General features: G+C 34.3%; 18 protein-coding genes and 1 pseudogene. 13 read left to right on the plus strand and 6 right to left on the minus strand.

Going from position 1 to position 21,029, the window contains the following annotated elements; all coding sequences use genetic code 11:
* The first annotated feature begins 337 nt into the window (after positions 1 to 337).
* The 12 genes and pseudogenes from WFZ85_RS14335 (at position 338) to WFZ85_RS14410 (ending at position 10,609) form a co-directional block, all read left to right on the plus strand.
* Positions 338 to 1,027, plus strand: coding sequence for a tetratricopeptide repeat protein (locus tag WFZ85_RS14335; protein WP_342696977.1), 690 nt, complete (start codon positions 338 to 340; stop codon positions 1,025 to 1,027).
* Between the two features lie 352 nt (positions 1,028 to 1,379).
* Entirely contained in the window at positions 1,380 to 2,582 is a 1,203-nt protein-coding gene (locus WFZ85_RS14345; RefSeq protein ID WP_342696978.1) for an Lcl C-terminal domain-containing protein, read from the plus strand.
* Between the two features lie 364 nt (positions 2,583 to 2,946).
* Positions 2,947 to 3,336 carry a hypothetical protein gene (locus WFZ85_RS14355; RefSeq protein ID WP_342696979.1) on the plus strand — a complete coding sequence of 130 codons (390 nt, stop codon included), beginning with the start codon at positions 2,947 to 2,949 and terminating at the stop codon, positions 3,334 to 3,336.
* Between the two features lie 238 nt (positions 3,337 to 3,574).
* Positions 3,575 to 3,946 (plus strand): hypothetical protein, encoded by a 372-nt coding sequence (locus WFZ85_RS14360; protein WP_342696980.1) that lies wholly within the window; start codon positions 3,575 to 3,577, stop codon positions 3,944 to 3,946.
* 72 nt (positions 3,947 to 4,018) lie between these two features.
* Positions 4,019 to 4,561 carry a hypothetical protein gene (locus WFZ85_RS14365; protein ID WP_342696981.1) on the plus strand — a complete coding sequence of 181 codons (543 nt, stop codon included), beginning with the start codon at positions 4,019 to 4,021 and terminating at the stop codon, positions 4,559 to 4,561.
* Positions 4,562 to 4,937: 376 nt separating this feature from the next.
* Entirely contained in the window at positions 4,938 to 6,026 is a 1,089-nt protein-coding gene (locus tag WFZ85_RS14375; protein WP_342696982.1) for a DUF262 domain-containing protein, read from the plus strand.
* 2 nt (positions 6,027 to 6,028) lie between these two features.
* Positions 6,029 to 6,586: a hypothetical protein gene (locus WFZ85_RS14380; RefSeq protein ID WP_342696983.1), complete on the plus strand. Its 558-nt coding sequence runs from the start codon at positions 6,029 to 6,031 to the stop codon at positions 6,584 to 6,586.
* Between the two features lie 100 nt (positions 6,587 to 6,686).
* Positions 6,687 to 6,809: pseudogene (locus WFZ85_RS14385) on the plus strand (integrase); the annotation flags it as partial.
* Positions 6,810 to 6,940: 131 nt separating this feature from the next.
* Complete coding sequence (locus WFZ85_RS14390; protein WP_342696984.1) at positions 6,941 to 7,588, plus strand: DUF3885 domain-containing protein; 648 nt, start codon at positions 6,941 to 6,943, stop codon at positions 7,586 to 7,588.
* 587 nt (positions 7,589 to 8,175) lie between these two features.
* Positions 8,176 to 8,628 carry a hypothetical protein gene (locus tag WFZ85_RS14395; RefSeq protein WP_342696985.1) on the plus strand — a complete coding sequence of 151 codons (453 nt, stop codon included), beginning with the start codon at positions 8,176 to 8,178 and terminating at the stop codon, positions 8,626 to 8,628.
* 332 nt (positions 8,629 to 8,960) lie between these two features.
* Complete coding sequence (locus WFZ85_RS14400; protein WP_342696986.1) at positions 8,961 to 9,827, plus strand: hypothetical protein; 867 nt, start codon at positions 8,961 to 8,963, stop codon at positions 9,825 to 9,827.
* Between the two features lie 344 nt (positions 9,828 to 10,171).
* A complete protein-coding gene (locus WFZ85_RS14410; RefSeq protein WP_342696987.1) occupies positions 10,172 to 10,609 on the plus strand; it encodes a hypothetical protein in 438 nt (145 codons plus the stop codon).
* A gap of 393 nt (positions 10,610 to 11,002) precedes the next feature.
* Here the strand turns inward: WFZ85_RS14410 and WFZ85_RS14415 are convergent, their stop codons facing one another.
* From WFZ85_RS14415 to WFZ85_RS14440, 6 genes are all read right to left on the minus strand, one after another.
* Positions 11,003 to 11,191, minus strand: a complete 189-nt coding sequence (locus WFZ85_RS14415; RefSeq protein WP_342696988.1) for a hypothetical protein — start codon at positions 11,189 to 11,191, stop codon at positions 11,003 to 11,005.
* Positions 11,192 to 11,517: 326 nt separating this feature from the next.
* Complete coding sequence (locus WFZ85_RS14420; RefSeq protein ID WP_342696989.1) at positions 11,518 to 12,954, minus strand: MFS transporter; 1,437 nt, start codon at positions 12,952 to 12,954, stop codon at positions 11,518 to 11,520.
* Between the two features lie 95 nt (positions 12,955 to 13,049).
* On the minus strand, positions 13,050 to 15,149 hold the full coding sequence (locus WFZ85_RS14425) for a glycoside hydrolase family 97 protein (RefSeq protein WP_342696990.1): 2,100 nt from the start codon (positions 15,147 to 15,149) through the stop codon (positions 13,050 to 13,052).
* 94 nt (positions 15,150 to 15,243) lie between these two features.
* Positions 15,244 to 17,502, minus strand: coding sequence for a beta-glucosidase BglX (bglX, locus tag WFZ85_RS14430; RefSeq protein ID WP_342696999.1), 2,259 nt, complete (start codon positions 17,500 to 17,502; stop codon positions 15,244 to 15,246).
* Positions 17,503 to 17,550: 48 nt separating this feature from the next.
* The gene (locus WFZ85_RS14435) at positions 17,551 to 18,249 is read right to left on the minus strand and encodes a carboxylesterase family protein (RefSeq protein ID WP_342696991.1); all 699 of its coding nucleotides are present in this window, start codon (positions 18,247 to 18,249) and stop codon (positions 17,551 to 17,553) included.
* A gap of 34 nt (positions 18,250 to 18,283) precedes the next feature.
* Positions 18,284 to 19,501, minus strand: coding sequence for an NAD(P)-dependent oxidoreductase (locus WFZ85_RS14440; RefSeq protein ID WP_342696992.1), 1,218 nt, complete (start codon positions 19,499 to 19,501; stop codon positions 18,284 to 18,286).
* A gap of 178 nt (positions 19,502 to 19,679) precedes the next feature.
* Between WFZ85_RS14440 and WFZ85_RS14445 the strand changes: the two genes are divergently transcribed.
* A complete protein-coding gene (locus WFZ85_RS14445; protein ID WP_342696993.1) occupies positions 19,680 to 20,918 on the plus strand; it encodes a serine hydrolase domain-containing protein in 1,239 nt (412 codons plus the stop codon).
* Positions 20,919 to 21,029 lie beyond the last annotated feature (111 nt).

Below are 21,029 nucleotides of genomic sequence, written 5' to 3' on the forward strand. Positions count from 1 at the left end.
AAGAAAACCTTTGATAAGTATGGAAAAAGCAATTACGACGATATGCGTTATTGGACTAATTTTAATTTTAATCGAAAACAGAATATAAAAACTACTGGTAACAGCCGTTCCTATGTAAAGCATCATAAAGTTATTAACAACTTTGAATAAGGGTTATATGTTTCCGCTTCCGCGCAAATCCCTTTGCATGGTTTTAAATAAAAAAATAAAAATTATGCAAGCTTATAGATTGTTTTTCTTACAGGTATTTTAGTATATTTGAAAAAGGATTGTGAAGGTTTTTTTTGCAGTCTGACGTTAGCGATAATGTTAAATCCTCATTCAAAATGAAATACATATGAAAACTATAATCTTATTCATTTTCTTTCCACTTTTAAGTTTTTCGCAGAATATTATACAAGAGAAAGATTTATTGGGAGAAGATTTAAGCTTCGAAAATAGTTATTACAGTGAAGGTATTAGACAATATGCTTTTGGCAATTTTCAAGAAGCGATTTTACAATTCAATAAAGCACTCAATTTATCACCTGAACAAGAAAGTATATATGCGAATAGAGCTGATGCAAAATTTGCATTAAATGATTTTAGAGGTGCTATATTAGATTATGGCAAATCAATAGAATTAAATCCTACTAATTATTCATATAATAATCGTGGTCTTGCAAAATTTAAGCTAGAAGATTTTCGAGGCGCAATTAATGATTATAATCTCGCATTAATAGAAGTTGAAAAAGAAATAAATAAGCCACGAACTGATCCTGAGTTTACAAATGATTATGATAAAGAGCAAAAAGCAAAGATTCAATCTAATAGAGGAAATGCAAAGTTTATGCTTCACGATTTCATTGGAGCGATCAGTGATTATGATTTGGCATTAGAGCATTACGATATAGACTTAACTTACTTTAATCGAGGTATCGCAAAGATTAAACTTGGACAAAAAGATACAGGGTGTTTGGATTTAAGTAAATCTGGAGAATTAGGTTTAGCTCAAGCATATGATATAATCAAGAAGTATTGTAATTAAAACACTATCGCTAATCGAGTAGACGGCTCCGCCAGAAACTGACTGAGTGCGCCTTTGATGGTAGTGAGCGGATGGTGGTTAGAGGTGTTTACTTGAGAGGGATACAGATTTAAGGTATATTGCAGAGTTATTAGGTCCTAGCAGTAGTAAAACAACTGAAATATATACTCATGTTAGTACGAAAAGTATTCAACAAATCAAAAGTCCTTTTGATGATTTGTAATACAACTTTTATTTCTATTTTTGAAACAAATACGCTATTCAATAGCGCCTATCCACCCTGTTTTGGGTGTATATGCGCTACTTTGTAGCGGGTATATAGAAGTTAGCAGAAATCTAAAAATGAAAAACGATGAATATGTATTTAAAAATATTGATATTTATTTTACTTGGTTTTAGCGGGTGTAAAAAAACTGATATTAATCAAGTAAATGTAAATGGTATTACAGGTGGATATAAAATCAGGCACACAGGAGTTTATAAATATTACGATACAATTTCTGTCATAAGTAATCCCAAAAGTCAATCTGTATTTTTTATCCAAGATGCTAAAAATTATGATGTATCTGATAATTTTATTGACAATGGAGATGGTACTATTACAGATAAGGTTACAGGTTTAATGTGGACAAAAAATTTAACACCTAAACTAAGGTTGGAAGACGTGAAAGTCAATTTAAGTCAAATTAATGCAGGCAAATACAATGATTGGCGAATTCCCAGCATTAAAGAACTTTTCTCGTTGATTGACTACACTGGTCAAGTATTTGGTGATAAATCTATTCGTTTATTTATAGACACAACATATTTTAACCAACCATTAGGCAATACTGCTATTGGAGAAAGGGAAATAGATGCACAAACATGGTCGTCAACCGATTGCCAGTCATTGACAATGGGAAAGGATAAGTCAAGATATGGTGTCAATTTTATTGATGGACGTATTAAGGCATATCCCATTACTGAACCATTTTCAGGACTGCCTAATAAACTACACTTTCGTTTTGTAAGAGGTAATCTATATTATGGTTACAATAAGTTTATTGACAATGGTGACGGAACAATAACAGATGAAGCGACCGGATTAATTTGGCAAAAAGAAGATAGTAAAATTGCTCTTGATTGGAAATCAGCTCTAGAATATGCTAGAAATTTGAATCTGGTTGACCATAACGATTGGCGCCTTCCGACCATAAAAGAATTACAAAGTTTGGTCGTCTATGAAAACCAAGTTGATGAAACAGGGAATGCTAGTATTTCAGAGCTATTTCAAACCAGTAGGCGCAACAATCCTAACGGTACATTAAACTATCCATACTATTGGTCGTCAACTACGTTGCTTGACGGCCCGCAACCAGGAAACCAGGCAGCCTATGTTTGCTTTGGAAAAGCATCCGCTTTTTTTAATGGACAGTATGTTGATGCCCACGGCACCGGTGCTGTAAGAAGCGATTTGAAATACTTGCAGCACGCTAATTATCCAATTTCATTCGGACCTCAAGGTGACTTGGTTTATGTGAGAAATTATGTTAGATGTGTTAGAAATGTTAAATAATAAAATAGACTTCTGCCAATCGAGTAGACGGCTCCGCCAGAAACTGACGGAGTGCGCCTGTGATGGTACTTAGCGGATGGTGGTTAGAGGTGTTTAGCTGAGAGGGGTACAGATTTGAGGTATATTTTAGAGTTGCTAGGTCATAGTAGTAGTAAAATAACTGAAATATATACTGATGTAAGTACGAAAAGTATTCCACAAATCAAAAGTCCTTTTGATGATTTGTAATACAACTTTTATTTCTATTTTTGAAACAAATACGCTATTCAATAGCGCCTATCCACCCTGTTTTGGGTGTATATGCGCTACTTTGTAGCGGGTATATACAAGTTAGCGGTTATGTTGAAAGAACCAATCGGAAAAGATGAAATATTATAGATTACATATTGCGTGCAAAAACAATTTTGAAACTTATTCCAAAATAACTGAAATTCTTGGAGTAAAGCCAACGGAATTTGATACCGAAAAAAAAGATGAAAATTTATATAGTTTATGGACTTATACTTTTGATGAAGATGACCTAGAAACGCCGTATTATGATTTCATAAATAATTTTTTAGATATAATTGAACCAAAATTTGCCGAACTAAAACAAATAGGAATTAAGAAAAAGCATATAACATTCTGGCTAAACTATGAATATGACCAACAATGTGGACTAGAATTCAATCCGAAAGAAATGAAACGGTTAGGTAAAAGTGGAGTTACAATGTGTATAGATTGTTGGCAAAAAAACTCAACAATTGAATTCTAAAAGTAAATAAAAACACAACCGCTAATCGAGTATACGGCTCCGCCAGAAACTGACGGAGTGCGCTTTTTGCAGTACTATACCATTCCCCTTATGAGATTTTAATTTTATAAAAACACAAAACAAAATCACAGGCTTGTTTTCTTACAGGTATTTTAATATATTTGAAAAAGAGATTGTGGAGGTTTTTTCACAGTTTGACGTTACCGGCTATTTTGTGGAAAATCGTATAAAATCAACAATGAGAAGAATATTAAAATTTGTGGAGAATTTTGCTGATTGGATGTACTCTACAAGCTATTACCAAAATGTAGTTAAAGTTGGTAATCCACAGATGTATGTCTATAGTTTTCTAGCTTTCATTTATAACAATTTATGTGTGTTTTTATGGAATATGATTTCTATACTTTTTGAAATAAAACCACTTAAACCAATATGGCTTGTAATATTTTTACTAATTGTAATGGCTACACTTTTTTACTTTTATGATGTTAAGAAAGTGAAAAATAAAATTAAGATTGTAACAGGTAAATATGATAGCATAGTACTTAGTATTATTTTTTTTATAAGCGCAATACTGAGTTTTGGTTCTTATGCTTATCTATGCAAATAATCTAACCGATTTGGAGTGAAATCAAATTCTGTTTTAAAAAGAAAAACAGCCGGTAACACATGCTAAAACTTCATGGCTAATTTTTCGGTAAATTGTCCGTTTCTTTTTCCTAACTTCGCTCCTACTTGGTGGAAAAAACTCGGTTTCCAAGCCGCCACGAGTTCTAGCATGGGAACGTTAGTGGTAATCGTAGAAAAAATCGTGGAAATGAAACATAAACATAATAAAATCAGATGTATAATGAGTAATAAAATATCAATTTCATTTTTATTTTTTTCTATATTTTTAATCTTTTCTTGTAATAACTCGAACACAACTTGCGAAAATTTAGCTAAAGGTGATGTTTGTGTAATTGTCAAAAACAGAAGTGGAAAACTTATAAAATCAGTGGAACTAAAACATAGTAAAAAACCATATAAAATCGAAAATTTGGAGAATAATCAAAATGCAAATATTTCATATAATTCTCCTGGCGAAAGTTCATATCAAATAGCAGTAATTTTTGAAGATGGAAAAAGAATAAAATCGAATGGTTCATACACAGAAGGTGGCTATACTATGACTAAAATTATTCACGAAAACAAAATTGAAACGAAATTCGGAACAACATATTAAAAAACGACTACCACTAATCGAGTAGACGGCTCCGCCAGAAACTGACGGAGTGCGCCTCTGACGGTACTGAGCGGATGGTGGTTAGAGGTGTTTACTTGAGAGGGATACAGATTTAAGGTATATTTTAGAGTTGCTAGGTCATAGTAGTAGTAAAACAACTGAAATATATACTCATGTTGGTACGAAAAATATTCCACAAATCAAAAGTCCTTTTGATGATTTGTAATACAACTTTTATTTCTATTTTTGAAACAAATACGCTATTCAATAGCGCCTATCCACCCTGTTTTGGGTGTATATGCGCTACTTTGTAGCGGGTATATATAAGTTGTAGGTAATGCTATCGAAGAATCGTGTAAAAACAAAAAATATAATTATGACAGACATAAAAGATACAAAATCATATAGCATAAACGATTTTTTAAATTGGTATGATAATGACGAATTAACTCTATCTCCAAAATATCAAAGAAATGCGGTATGGGGACCAAATGCAAAATCATATTTAATTGATACAATTATTAGAGGTTTCCCTATTCCTCAAATATTTTTACGTCAAAGTATTGATACAAATACAAGAAAAACTACAAGAGAGATAATAGATGGTCAACAAAGAATTAGAAGTATAATTGAGTTTACAGAAGACCGATTTTCAATTTTACCTTCTCATAATGTTGAATATGGAAAGAAATTTTATAGTGAATTATCAGACGAAGTAAAAGAAAAGATTCTACATTATAACATTGGAGTAGAAATAATTAAGCTTAAAGAAGATGCCAAAATATACGAAATGTTCGCAAGGCTTAATACAAATAATATGGCATTAAATAAACAAGAATTAAGAAATGCTCAATTTACAGGAGAATTTAAAGTATTTGTCTATCGAAAATCTTCGGAATTTAAAAGTTTTCTAATAAATAACAACACTTTTAAAGATAAGGAATTTTCAAGAATGATTGATGTAGATTTTTTCAATTCATTAATCATTCATCTTTTGGAAGGTATTGTTAATGATACTGCTACCAAATTTGATAAAAATTATAAACAATATGACAAAGTTTTTGAACGAGCTGATGAAATAGAAGAAAGATTAAATATCATATTTTATGTTTTAAATGAAATTTTTGAAAATCCTTTATTTGAAACAAAATTATTCCATAGAAAGAACTATTTATTTACACTTTTCTGCGCTTTAAACTTTCAATTATCACAAATACAACATGAAGACATTGCAGTATGTAATGATTTCTCGAACCAAAATATTTTTAATAATATCAATATACTTGTTGCAAAACTTATGAATTTTGAAGCTCAATTACTTCAAACACTTTCGGAAAAAGAGTTTTTAGATGAAAATGATATACGTAAGTATTTAAACTTTGAAAAATTTCACAAAACTAGAACTACAAGCGTTGCAGAAAGAACTGAAAGAATAAAAATTTTGTGTAATGTAATGTGTGAATAATTATGGATAATTCATTAGTTATTGATGAAATAGAATATTGGAATGGAATTTTAGCAGAATCTGACAATCCAAAATTGTTAGAAATGGCTTTTTTTAAAATTTACATTAAGTTTGAAAAATTCACATCTGATTTATTTATATACTATTGTACTGGTCAAAATAGTTCATTTGATTTTTGTCCTGAACGAAAATTACCATTTGTAGATGACAATCATTTAAATGGTGTGATTGGAACGAAAAACAAAGCATACATAAATTACTATGAAAATATTATTGAGCTTTCAGAACATATATTTGTAGTGAATCCTTTTGAAATAATTACAAGAGACGTAAACTATTTCAATGAATTCAATAATATGAAGATTTTAAGAAATTATATTGCACATGAAAGTTTATCATCAAGAAAAAAATATGTTCAAAGTTTATTGGGAAATAGAGATTTTATAGAACCGTATGAATTTTTAAGAAAAATCAGAAGAAATACAGGCAAATCAAATCTAACTACATACAACGAAATCATAATAAATTCAACCAATTATTTAATCGCAAGACCTGCATAAAAGCACTACCTACAATCGAGTAGACGGCTCCGCCAGAAACTGACGGAGTGCGCCTCTGACGGTACTGAGCGGATGGTGGTTAAAGGTGTTTAGCCGAGAGGGTACAGATTTGAGGTATATTCTAGAGTTGCTAGGTCACAGTAGTAGTAAAACAACTGAAATATATACTCATGTTAGTACGAAAAGTATCCAGCAAATTAAAAGTCCTTTTGATGATTTGTAATACAACTTTTATTTCTATTTTTGAAACAAATACGCTATTCAATAGCGCCTATCCACCCTGTTTTGGGTGTATATTCGCTACTTTGTAGCGGGTATATACAAGTTATAGGTAACCAGCCGGACAGACATTCAATGACAGAACGACTTAAACATAAATTAGAGAAATTCCTTAAAGACAATTTTAACGGACTGAAATTAGTCGCTCCACTTTTTTATAATCATCCAATCAGTATTCGGTTCGACCTTCAAACTGACACTGAAAATGCCGAGTATTTTAATAACGTTCGTGACCGAGCAGCGACAATATTTAATGCGGCTTTTGGCGACAACGACAACGTTTATGTTGTTATTCAGCGGGCGACTTTTAACCGTAGCAAAATTAGACCGAAAAATTATTTATTCCGACAAATAAGTAATCCAAAAGAAATCGACTTTCAAAAACTATTCAGACCCTATCCACCTGAATGGCACATTGAGAAATGGAACAGAGCAATAATAAAAACGGTGACATCAGACATTAATTCTCAAAACATTATAAAAGGAATTTCTTATAAAGACTTTCCGACCTCGGGTAAAGCAATATTTGAAGAAGTGTATTTTATCAATCTTGACAGAAAAACAATCTTTAATATGTATGATGACCGTGGCTGCGATTTATTAGCCGCTGACAAGGACACTCTTTTACCAATATATGAAAAACTAAATCATTTAATTTTGGACCACGACAGAAAAAAAATTGATGAGAAATTTAATAAGCTAAGTGCGGCTGGCAACCTATAACAGCACCTACTTGTAATTTTTTGCGTGTTAACGCTCAAATGCGTAACTTGACATAGCAAAAAACTACAAGTAGCTGCAAAACGTCAGGCTGTGAAAAAACTCCTTTTTCTCTATTGTTTTACTTTTTAAAACTGCTATAAACGGGTTTTAAGCCATGCTGATTTTTGATTTACTTTGACTGGTTTTAAAAAGAATTGTGGCTAAAAACAGTTTTATATAGGTCGTTTTTATCAAAAACAAGACATTTCTCTTGTAGGGTGAGTTCCAGGCTTTGAGTTTGGCTATTAAATCGGGCACGCCGAGGATGTTGCACAACCCTTTAAAAAAGTATTCCAAAGTTTCGGGATCAAAATCATTCCAAAAATTGAGCTTGTTTATTGCGAGGTGTTGGGATTATATAGTATAGTTATTGAAGGGATTGAAAGGGTGTTTGGTGGGTTGTGATAAATTAATAATTATATTTGAGATTAAAAACGATATAAAACTTTGCCAATCTACCCCTATTTGTATGTATAAGCGAAGTTTTATATTGTTTATAAGATAGTTGGCAGTAATTTTAAACACCTGTATATTACAGAAATTTATTTATGAAGAGAATACTTGGAATACTATTAGTCAGTCTTGTGCTTGGATGTAATGAAGTAAATAATAGTTTGGGCAATGGTTATAAATTATTTATAGACGAAGGCGGATATACTGTTTCAATTTGTGACTCAATGAATATACAAAAAATTGAGGCTTATATTTTAGACTGTAAATTCGACAGTAATTTTATTATTGCAATTCAATCGCCACCAGATAGTTTGCCACCAATGAAGAAAATAGTTTATACCGATAGCGATAGAAAAGAAATTATAAGCAACGATAAAGTTTTTAGACAATATTGGATAATAAATAAAAGAGAAAAAGAGATTTACTCATATGACAGCTTAACACAAAAAGCAAAATATTCGAATATTTACGGGCCATATAATAAATTAGAATACTTAAAGCAGCGACAAATTTTAAAAGTGCCTGAAAAATTAAAGTTGGAAAATTAAAAAAAAACTACTGCTAACAGCCGTAACTGTTGCACGACCCTGCAAAAACTATCCCGAAGTTTCGGGATTAAAATAATTCCAAAAATTGACCTCGTTTATTGCGAAGTGTTGGGGCTATATAGTATAGTTATTGGAGGGATTGAAAGGGTGTTTGGTGGGTTGTGCCATTTTTTATATATTTACTGAAGTGAAAAAGTCTGATGGTGGTTAGACCTATCTACTCAAATATGGTTGTATAGGTCTTATTTTATCAGACCTATAAACAAGTTGGCGGTAATTGTAGAGCAGAATTAGTAATTAAATGCAATTTTCAAATCAAAAAAACTTTAAATATGAAAAAATTATACATACTATCATTGTCTCTTTTAGGATTAATTTCGTTTTCACAAAATTTAACTTTAGATGATTTAATAAGTTTAAGAAAAAAGAAATTAGCAAATCTGGAAGAAACATTAACTCTAAAAGGATGGAGTTTTATAAAAGGAAATGAACCCGGATATGAAAATCTCGGAAAAGCTACGTTTGCTTACAAACAATCTTCATTTGAAGATAAAGCAGAATCTTTTATAAATTATATATATTCGGAAACTTCTACTACAAAAAGGATAAATATACAAATGCATAAAAAAGATAAATATAATTTATTTTTGACAAGAATTAAATCATTAGGCTGTAAATTATTAGATAGCAAAATTGATGGAGGGAATATAAAAAAAGTATATCAAGGAGCTACATTGACTTTTATGATTAGTATTTCTACACAAAAAGATGATTTCAGTTCTACAAGTACAGTATATCACTTTCTAATTTTAGAAAACTCTGACTATATAAATAACTTCACAGAAACTACTTTTGAAGATTGGGAAATTGCTGACACAACAGCGGTTTACGTTCCAGAATCCGAAGAAATTGTGGTAGAGACAAAAACAGAAAAGCCTGTTATAAATAGAAACTTTTTTATTGGACGTTGGAGTAATGAAAATTCTATATTTACGTTTTCTGATTCTGGAGAGTTTACTTTAAAGTTTGATAGTGGTGGCGTAATAATTTCCAATTGGAAATTTATAAACAATAAATTATATGTTGGCACAGAAGGCGATTACGCAATTTACACTATCATTAATCACGATACTAGTTTTATGAGCTACAGTACATCAAAAAATCGTACTGTATTCAATGCATACAGAATTGGTGGTTAAATTAAACAACTACTGCTAATCGAGTAGACGGCTCCGCCAGAAACTGACGGAGTGCGCCTCTGACGGTAGTGAGTGGATGGTAGTTAGAGGTGTTTACTTGAGAGGGGTACAGATTTAAGGTATATTTTAGATTTGCTAGGTCATAGTAGTAGTAAAACAACTGAAATATATACTGATGTAAGTACGAAAAGTATTCAACAAATCAAAAGTCCTTTTGATGATTTATAAGATTTATATGTATATTTACAAAAGCGAAAAAGTCTGATACCAGTCAGACCTATCTACCCAAATATGGTTGTATAGGTCTGATTTTATCACACCTATAAACAAGTTATAAACAATTTATGAAAAAATATTTTTTAAGACTCTTATTTTTAGTTAGTTATTCTGTATTTTCTCAGAACACTACAGAAGATGCTAAAGTGTTTAATTACGTTCAATTAACTCAAAAAGAATGGAAATATTTTGAAATTAAAGACTCATTTGTTGGTGAAATTATTGTTCATGCTAAATGTGTAAAAACTAATCGTAAATCTTTGTCTGAGTGCATGTCGATGTCAATTGTTAAAACTCAAAATGGAGATACAATAAGAGTATTAAATCTCTCGAACTATAAAGAGTATAGTATCGGACAAAAAATAAAAGTAATTCCTAGTAAAAAACCTGATAGAAAAACACATGTTCCTTTCCTCTATGAAGTCGATCCTACAACAAAGAAACCAAAGCCAATGTTAAAATATGACAGAACTATTCTTAACACAACTTGGGGAAAAATAGAATAAAAAACTGTTTATAATCGAGTAGACGGCTCCGCCAGAAACTGACGGAGTGCGGCTTTGATGGTGTTGAAAGGTTGCAAATCTGCGCCAGCGGGCATAGTATGCTGAGAGCTTCATACATATAGGGCACGAGCGTGACATGGTATGCTGAAAGGAAACTACACTAACTTCGTGCCACCATAAACACCAAAAACCATCTTTTTTAACCTAAAAACCAACCCAAATAGGAGTTAAAAAGAGCTTTTTTTTTAGTGGAATAGTTACTTTTGATGTAAGCAACTATTTTTTGGGTTATGGTTTATTTGGTTATATTTGTTTTGAAGCTGATTGCGGGCACGGATTGCAAATCCGCGCTATCGGGATAAACCTATTTCAGGACAAGACAAACTGATACAATTAACTTAATTTTGAAATGGTAACTAAAGAATTCTTTTTAAATTTCTTTTTGACTTTTATGCTTCTAATTACAATTTCAGTTCTATTGATGGCAATTGAAGGCGGAATTTCTGGATTTTTTTGGCTTATACTTGCTAAAGGAATTCCATTTTTTGTAATATCAATTTTGAATAGTATAATTTTACTCATTGTTGATTTGCTTGTTACCAAAAAAAAAGTAATCCTAAATTTTATACCAACTCTAATTTTGTTATTGTACTTTTTATTAAATGTTCAAACAACTACAAAAAGTTACGGAACTAAAATGTTTGTTTTCGGAATATTTTTAGCACTATTTTTTTCAAATTATTTGAGATCTAAAAGAATTGACAAGATTTGATTTTCATTTTGCCCCCCAGCTGCGAAAAGTGTCCCGACTTTGTGCCATAATTAAACCAAAAAAACCCTGCTATCACTAACAGGGTTTCTTTATTAATCTAAAAATCTAAGAAGTCTAAATTCTAAGCAGTCTAAAATCAATGTCCGCCGCTTACTTTTTTGTCAAACGTAATGCCTTGTGTTTTTAGAATACCGCTTACTTTCCACGCGTAGAACGCTAGATAGGCAAAACACAACACGCCAACTATATAACTCGATTGAATAGTAGCAATATCTGCCACATAACCTTGTAGTAAACTCACAAAACCACCACCCATAATCATCATAATCAAAAAGCTGCTGCCTTGGCTGGTGTGTTTTCCTAATCCGCTAACGGCTAAGGTAAAGATACAAGGCCAAAGCGTACTGCAAAATAAACCAACGCTAGTAAACGCATACACACTCACCATGCCATCGGTTGCCATTCCAACTAGTAAAGCGGCAATACCCAAACCAGAGAAAATCAATAGCATTCGTGCAGGGTTTCCTTTGCTGGCAATATCTGCCGCAATCAATACTAAAATGATTAAAGCATATACATAGAACGGCGTTAAATCGTGTTTGGCAATAGCATTAACTAATAAGAACACACCAAAGGCTAAATAAGGCGCAATGAAACGCAATATTTTTTGTGTACTCATATTGTCGGTAAACGCTTCTACAGCACCAGTCCAACGACCAATCATCAAACTCGCCCAGTATAAGGAAATATAAGGCGCAATGTCTTTAGTTAAAAAGCCTAAGTTTTTCTCCATATACGCAGGAAGATTACTTGCTGTAGAAACTTCTACACCAACATATACAAAGATGGCAATCATTCCCAATACTAATTGTGGGTATTTCAACGCCGAACTTCTAGCGCTATTGGTGTCGCTTTCGGATTCTACAATTGCAGCGGGTTTGTCTGGCAAGGAAGAGAATTTCAATAAAATAGCTACTAATAAGAAAGCAGCACCCAGAACCAAATAGGGAATTTTTACACTCTCGATACTCATTTCTGTATTTCCAGAAGTAGCCGAACCAAAAATAGCGAAACTCACAATTAGCGGTCCAATCGTTGTGCCAAGGTTGTTAATTCCTCCAGCCATCGTCAATCGTTGTGAACCTGTAGTAATTGGTCCAAGTGCAATCGCTAACGGATTGGCTACCGTTTGTTGCAACGAAAAACCAAGTGCCACAATAAACAAACCCGACAACATCAACGGAAACGAACCTGTGTTTGCCGCAGGATAAAACAACAAGGTTCCTAATGCTGAAATCAGTAATCCTAACGCTAAGGAGTTTTTGTACCCAATACGGTTAATCAAATCGCCTTTGGTCAAATACGAAATCAATAAATATAACAGCGAACCAACAGTATAGGCAATATAAAATGCCAAGGAAACCAACTGGCTTTCTACCTGTGATAAATCGAATGCTTCTTTAAAAACAGGGATTAAAATATCGTTACTAGCAGCTACAAATCCCCAAAAGAAAAAGACCGTTACTAATGGAATGAATTGTGCCCAATTGGTTTTAATTTGTTCTGTACTCATGGTTTTTTTTTGGTTAATGGTTAATTTTGTACTGTATTGTTGTATTAAGTATAATTGAATTTGTTGTTGATATTGATATTGATTTTTGAAATTGATTAATTAATTGGTTCGAAACTAATTGCGGTTCCTCCACCAGCAGCAAGGTTTAATTGGATAAAATCTTTATAGGTAACGGTCATCGTTTTTATCTCATAGTTGATTGGGTTTTTCTCCCAATGTGCTGTTTTTCCGTCTTGATAAATGGTGGCTTTGTATTTTTTATTTGGCGAAAGAAAATCGAGTTTTATTTCAGAAGTTCTGGCATTTTCGTCGGTGATAGCACCCAGAAACCAGTTCTCTGATTTTTTGTCTTTACGGGCAACGGTTAAATAATCGCCTGGTTCGGCTTCGAGGTATTTGCTGTCTTGCCAATCGGCAGCAACATCTTTAATGAACTGAAAGGCATCGGGATATTTTTCGTAGTTTTCTGGTAAATCGGCTGCCATTTGCAACGGTGAATACATGGTTACGTATAGTGCTAATTGTTTGGCTAAAGTCGTGTGAACTTGTTCTTTTTTGGTTTTGTCGTAAGCGCTCATTTTGATTTCAAAAATTCCTGGCGTGTAATCCATTGGTCCACCAAGAAGACGTGTAAATGGTAAAATAGTTTCGTGCATTGGCGGATTTCCGTTGCTCCACGCATTGAATTCGTTTCCGCGTGCTGCTTCGGCTGCTATATAATTGGGATAGGTTCTGTGGTAACCTGTTGGACGAGAACTTTCGTGTGAGTTGACCATCAATTTATAATCGGCAAAACGACGCGCTACGTGGTTGAAATGATTGACCATCGATTGTCCGTCATGGAATTCGCCACGGGGAATAATTTTACCAACATAACCTGATTTTGCGGCAGGATAACCGTATTTTTTCATCAAATCTAACGCTCGGTCTAAATGTCTTTCATAATTGGCCACCGAACCTGAAGTTTCGTGGTGCATGATCATTTTCACTCCTTTTGATTTGGCGTAATCGTTAACTTCTTTTAAATCAAAATCGGGATAAGGTGTTACAAAATCGAAAACATCTTCTTTCCAATTGCCAAACCAATCTTCCCAACCTACGTTCCAACCTTCTACTAAAACACCGTCGAAACCATGTTTTGCAGCAAAATCAATATACCGTTTTGTATTGGCAGTGGTTGCGCCATGTTTCCCCGAAGGAATTAAATCTTGCGTTAGTACGTTTTGTGCATTTTGACTTCCTGCATAATCCCAAGTCGATTTACCGATGTGCATTTCCCACCAAACTCCCACATATTTCATCGGTTTTATCCATGAAGTATCTTCAATTTTAGAAGGTTCGTTTAAATTCAAAATCATTTTTGAACTAACAATATCACGCGCATCATCGCTAACCATAATTGTTCTCCAAGGTGAAACGCATGGTGCTTGCAAATAGGCTTTATCGCCAATAGCGTTTGGAACTAATAGAGAAGTTAGTCCAAAGGTTTTTGGGTTTAGCTCCAAATGCATAATTGGATAGTTTACCGTTGCGGCTTCAAAGATATTGATGTATAAACCATCAGCAGATTTCATCATTAATGGCGATTGAACGGCATATTTTCCTGTGATGGATTTGACGCCAATACCGTTATTGAGGTTTATTTTTTCGGTGTCGACATCAGATAAAAGGGTTTCGTTGTATTCGTATTCTTGACTATCAAAATCGCCCGGTATCCAAAAGGCTTTGTGATTTCCTGCTAAGTTAAATTCTGATTTTTCCTCTTTAATGATAAAATAATTCAAGTCCTTTTGTTTTGGAAATTCATAACGAAAAGCCACACCTTCATCATAGACTTTGAAAATAATATTCATTTTTCTATTCGTTCCAGCTTGTGTCAAAGCAACCGTCATTTCATTATAATGGTTCACGATGGTTGCTTGTTCGCCCAAAACGGGTTTCCAACTTTCGTTAAATGTTCTATTTTTTATGCCTTCACTGGAAAAATTACTAGCAAGATTGGAACCGTCTTTTAAATAAATTCCTAATGAACTTTGAAGTACGACTGGTTTATTTTTATAGGTAACCGAATACGTTGGTCTACCGTTTTCTGCTAATTTAAAATCGAGCAAGATTTGCTTGGAAGGCGATTGAATACTTTGTGCCGAAACAAAGAAAACAAACAGAAGCAACATGGGAGAAAGTATTTTTTTCATGTAATTATAATTTTGCTAAAGATAGAAATAACTTTTATTTTTAAAAAAACCCTTTGGCAGACGACCAAAGGGTTTTCATAGAGGAACAAAAAAACTAATTCATCAACTCAAATGCTATTTTGCTCGTAGTATCGGAGTTAGTACCGATAAATACTTCGAATTTTCCTGGCTCTGCCACAAATTGCAAATCAGAGTTATAAAACTTTAAATCTTCTACTGAAATGTCAAAGGTGACGGTTTTAGTTTCTCCTTTTTTAAAATCTATCTTTTGGAAACCTTTCAATTCTTTTATTGGTCGTGTCACTGAACCTACAACATCACGGATGTATAACTGAACAACTTCTTTTCCATCATAATTACCCGAATTGGTTACAGGAACCGAAACTTTAATGGTTTCCGATGCGGTCATTGTATTGGATGAAATGGAAAGATTTCCATAGGTAAAAGTAGTATAGCTCAATCCAAACCCGAACGGAAATAACGGTTCGTTTCGTTCGTCGATATAGTTTGTTTTGAACTTTTCAAATTTTCCTTCTGTATTACCTAAAGGTCTTCCCGTGTTTTTGGCATTGTAATAAATAGGAATTTGACCAATCGTTCGAGGAAACGTCATCGTTAATTTACCCGATGGATTTTCGTTTCCAAATAACACGTCGGCTATAGCATAACCTGCTTCGCTACCTGCAAACCATACCTCTAAAATAGCTGGAACGGTTGCGTTTTCATCCGTTAAATCGAGTGGACGACCGTTGAAAAGTGTTAACACAACGGGTTTTCCTGTTTTTTGTAACGCTACTAATAAATCTTTTTGAGCCTGTGGAATGGTAATAGCTGTTCGGCTGCTGCATTCACCACTGAACTCCGCCGATTCGCCGAGAGCTGCAATAATCACATCCGATTGATTGGCAATTTTGAGTGCTTCTGCCATTAATTCTTCTTTTGAACGTTTGTCACGATTCAGTGTTTTTCCAAACATCGTTGCGCGTTCTTCTAACTGTTCATCATAGTCTAAATTACTTCCTTTAGCATATAGCACTTTTGCGGAAGTTCCCACAACAGATTTAATTCCTGCTACTAACGAAATGGAGTTTTCTTGTTTGGTAGCTACACTCCAAGTTCCAGCCATATTCTCTTTGGCATCGGCCAATGGTCCAATTACTGCTATCGTTCCCGATTTTTTTAAAGGCAACAACTGGTTCTCATTTTTTAATAAAACCAAAGATTGTGCGGCAATTTTTCGAGCTTCATTTCTATTGGATGTAGTAAAAATTTCGGTTTTGGCTCTTTTTTCATCACAATATCGGTAGGGATCGTGAAACAAACCTAAATCGTATTTGGCATTAAGGATTAAGCGCACCGCATTATCAATTTCTTGCCTAGTAACTTTTCCTTCGTCGAGCGATTTTTTTAGCGTATTGAGAAAACCATCGCTTACCATATCCATTTCTATTCCTGCTTTCAGTGCTAAAGCCGAAACCGTTTGCAAGTCGCCAATACCGTGGTATTCCATTTCCATGATGGCGGTATAATCGGTAACCACAAAACCTTTAAAACCCCATTGTTTTCTCAACACATCCGTCATGAGCCACTTATTAGCTGTGGCAGGAATGCCGTCCACTTCGTTAAATGATGCCATCAACGAACCTACTCCAGCATCAATAGCCGCTTTATAAGGTGGAAAATATTCGTTGTACATTCTAATTCGGCTCATGTCCACGGTATTGTATTCCCGTCCGCCTTCGGGTGCGCCATACAATGCGAAATGTTTAACGCAAGAAAGTAGTGTGTTATTTTTAGCTAAATCATCGCCTTGATAACCGGTTACCATAGCTTTGGCTATTTGACTTCCCAAATAAGCATCTTCTCCTGAACCTTCTGAAACCCTTCCCCAACGTGGATCACGAGAAATATCAACCATTGGCGAAAAGGTCCAATTGATACCATCAGCAGTGGCTTCTTGTGCTGCAATTTGAGCGCTTCTTTTTATCAAATTCATATCCCAAGTACAAGATAACCCCAGCGGAATTGGGAACGTAGTTTCATAACCGTGAATAACATCCATCCCGAAAAGTAATGGAATTTTAAGTCGGCATTTTTCTACGGCAATTTTTTGCACTTCTTTAATTTTTTGTAACGATTTGATATTGAATAAACCGCCTACTTTTCCTTGTTCGATATTTTTAGCCACATTGGAACTATTGGCTTGACCCGTGGTAATATCGCCAGAAGTGGGCAGGTTCAACTGTCCTATCTTTTCTTCGATTGTCATTTTTGCCATTAATTCTGAAACAAAAATATCTCTCGGAGCTAACACTTTGGCTGCTTTATTTTGTGCGTAACTATTTATTCCCATGAAGAAAATAAATACAATGGTTTGGGCTTTTAACAATTTCATTTTAGTTTACTTTTTTCGCTGTGATAGTAACCACTTGTAAAATTCGGGATTAGAATAGGTAGAATCCCAACTGTTATGATTGTCATTTGGAAAAATAATTAATTCCGATTGTTTATTTTCTTTTTTTAATTCTTGGTGCATTTCTATTGACTCTGTTACCAAAACAACATCATCTAGCGCACCGTGATAAATACGAATTGGCATGGTTAACTTTGGTGCGTCAACCAGTGTGGTCACATCTACTGGTCCGCAAACGGGTGCAATGGCTGCAAAAAGTTCGGGATGTTCGCAGGCTAATTTCCATGTTCCCCATCCGCCCATGCTTAATCCTGTTAAGTAAATTCGGGATGTATCAATATTATATTTTGCTATGGTTTCTTTTATGAGTTCATAAATGGCGGTGGTATCCCACCAAACATTTTCTGGACATTGTGGTGCTAGTATTGCTACTGGCGCTTGTATTAGATTTTTATAGGTAAAGGGACTATGACTTTTTACCAATTCTAAATTGGTTCCTCTTTCGCCTGAACCGTGAAGAAAAAGCAGCAATGGAAATTTTTCTTTTTGATTATCGGGTAATTGTAGTATATAATTAAGCGTTACTATGGTTGTTACTTCTTTGGAGAATTTGCCCTGCATTTCTTGAGCAAAGGAAAAAAAGGTTGAAAAGAAGAGCAAAATTAGCGCACCCGATTTGTATTGCATATCATCAACTATTTAAGAGTATCACATTATTTATCTAAATTGCTGGACTAGTATTTTCTGTTGCGTAATCCTGTAGATAGGCAAATCGGGGTGTTAACTTTCCGTTTTCGGTGATTTTTGCGCGTTCTAGGATTCCGTCTTTGTCGTTGTTGAAAAAAGCGGGAATTACATGCTCCATAAACATTTCGCCAAAACCTTCGCTGGAGTCTTTGGGCAACTCGCATGGTAAATTATCGACTGCCATGACCATTATTGCACCCGGATGTGTATAGGGCACTTCTTTGTTTTCACTAGGTAAATAGCCATAAAATGGTTCCCCGATGGTGGAAGCTTTTATGGTGCAAGCTATTGGTCCGTTGACATCGCAAGAGATATCTGCTACTATTTTTATTTTGCAATCGAAAGCTTTTAGCATTTCTTGGGTTAGAATATCGGGTGAACCATTGGCATGAAAATGTCCTGCCATGAAAATATCGGCTACTTTTGTAAAACGCTCAAAGTTTGAGGTGTATTCTTTTGGATTGGTATAAAAATCTGATTTTGATGATGGCTTTTCATCCATTCGTTTGTTATAATCCAACACATCTACTTGCACATAAACCGGTTGTGTATAAATTTTGTTTAAAAATTCATCGACCGTTACTTGTTTTACTTTCATTCCGTCGAGCATTTCTTTGGCACCCATGCCTACTTTGCCGTTTCCTGTTAGCACAATTTTTATGTTGGGTAAGGTTTGACGTTTTAGCTTTGCTACTAAATCTTCTTTGCTTCGTAGGGTTTCGGCTTTGGGTAGTGTAAATAATTCGTATTTTATTCCGAAAGCTCTAAAGCCGTTGTATGCGCCTACTATTCCTGCGTAGCGACCAAAACCAATCAGGCGTTTGTTGTTTTTATCGACAATGGTTTCGTGGTCGTATAATGTAATGTTTTTGTGTAGAATAGCTTGCAGCAATTTTTGATTGTGTATTTGCTTTTTTATTGTATGTGAAAAAAAGAAGTATTTTTTATTGGGAATTAAATCGTTTACGGGAATTTCTTTTACGCCAAAAAATACGTCACAATCTGTAATATCCTCTGCCACGGTGATGCCTTTGTCACGGTATTGGTCATCGCTAAATACTCGGATATCCGAACTTTCGACTTTGATTTCTACTTCGGGATGTTCTGTTTTTAATCGTACTACTTCATCAGGTGTGAAAACGACTCTTCTATCGGGCGGATTTTTTCTTTCTTTAATAATTCCGAATTTCATTGGACAAGATTTAGTGTTGCCAAAAGTAGTAGTAACGAAAACGTTTTCAAAACTTTTGTAAAGAAATAAATTGCAGCTGTAGTAAATCGTTTTTTGAATTATTGACCTGCCTGGCGTATTGAATTGGATTGTGAAAAACATGTTAATAGCTTTCTCTACTTAGGCATCGTGATGTAGCATGAATATTTATATTTGTGGTTTATCCATTATAAAAATGACTTTTTCTACTTACTACTATAAAATTTTACTGCTTTTTGTATTCCTTATCACGCTATCTTGCTCTAAACAAGAAAAGAATGAGGATGGTATTATCAAGATTAATGATAAAGGTATACCCGTGATGCAACCGCTGAAGGAGGCATTGCCTTTACTGACTGCGGCTTATATCAACGACAAACGATATGGTGTTTCTCAGTTTTTTGAAAAAACATTTTCGGAACGGAATGACCACATTAGTTTTCTAGTAGCGAAAAATGGACAAATCATTTATGAAAACTACATGGGATTTGCCAACAAAAGCACGGGAGAAAAAATAACGAAAGATACTCCTTTGCACATAGCGTCAGTGAGTAAAGTGCTTACTGCTACTGCTATCTTGATGCTTATTGATGCTAAAAAACTACAACTGGAGCAGAAAGTTACTACTATTATTGCCAATTTTCCGTATCCGGAGGTTACTGTTCAGACGTTGCTTAACCATAGAAGCGGGATGAAAAGTTATGCTTATTTCACGTATGAAAACGGCAATTGGGACACCAAAAAAATGCTGACGAATGAAGACATTGTCACTGTGATGGTGGAGAAAAAAATTCCGCTGGAAACTAAAACCGATACCCGATTTAGTTACTGTAATACCAACTATGCTATTTTGGCTTTACTTATTGAAAAGATTACCAAGCTCCCCTATCCTGAAGCGCTAAGGGAAATGATTTTTTTGCCGCTGGGGATGCATAACACTTTTGTATGTGATTTTGAAAAAGATCGGGGCACGATTGTTCCTTCGTATAAAGGGAATAACGTAGAAATTGGTACGGATTATCTGGATGGCATTTATGGAGATAAAAATATTTACTCGACACCACGCGATTTGCTGGCTTTTGACACGGCGCGGTATGCTGACTTTTTTTTGAACTCGGAACTTATTTCTAAAACCTACAAGGGTTATAGTTATGAAAGCAAAGGGCTGAAGAATTATGGACTGGGCATTAGAATGATTGAATTTGAAAAAGGCGCTCCTTTTTATTTTCATAATGGCTGGTGGCACGGGAATACTTCGTCGTTTATCACGTTGCGCAAAGAAAAGGTGATGATTATAGCACTATCGAACAAGTATAGTAAAAAGCCTTATCAGGCTAAGAAATTGGCCGCACTGTTTGGTGATTATCCTTTTAAACTTACTGATACTGGTGATGACTAATCCTCCTGGTTTGTTGCGCTTTACTCCTACTGGCGTGCGCCGTTTGCTGCTTGGTTTTTGCATTTATTAGCGTTGCTCTACTTCTATTTAAAAAAAAACACTTCTACTGGA

The organism is Flavobacterium aureirubrum (assembly GCF_038739835.1).
GTDB lineage: Bacteria > Bacteroidota > Bacteroidia > Flavobacteriales > Flavobacteriaceae > Flavobacterium > Flavobacterium aureirubrum.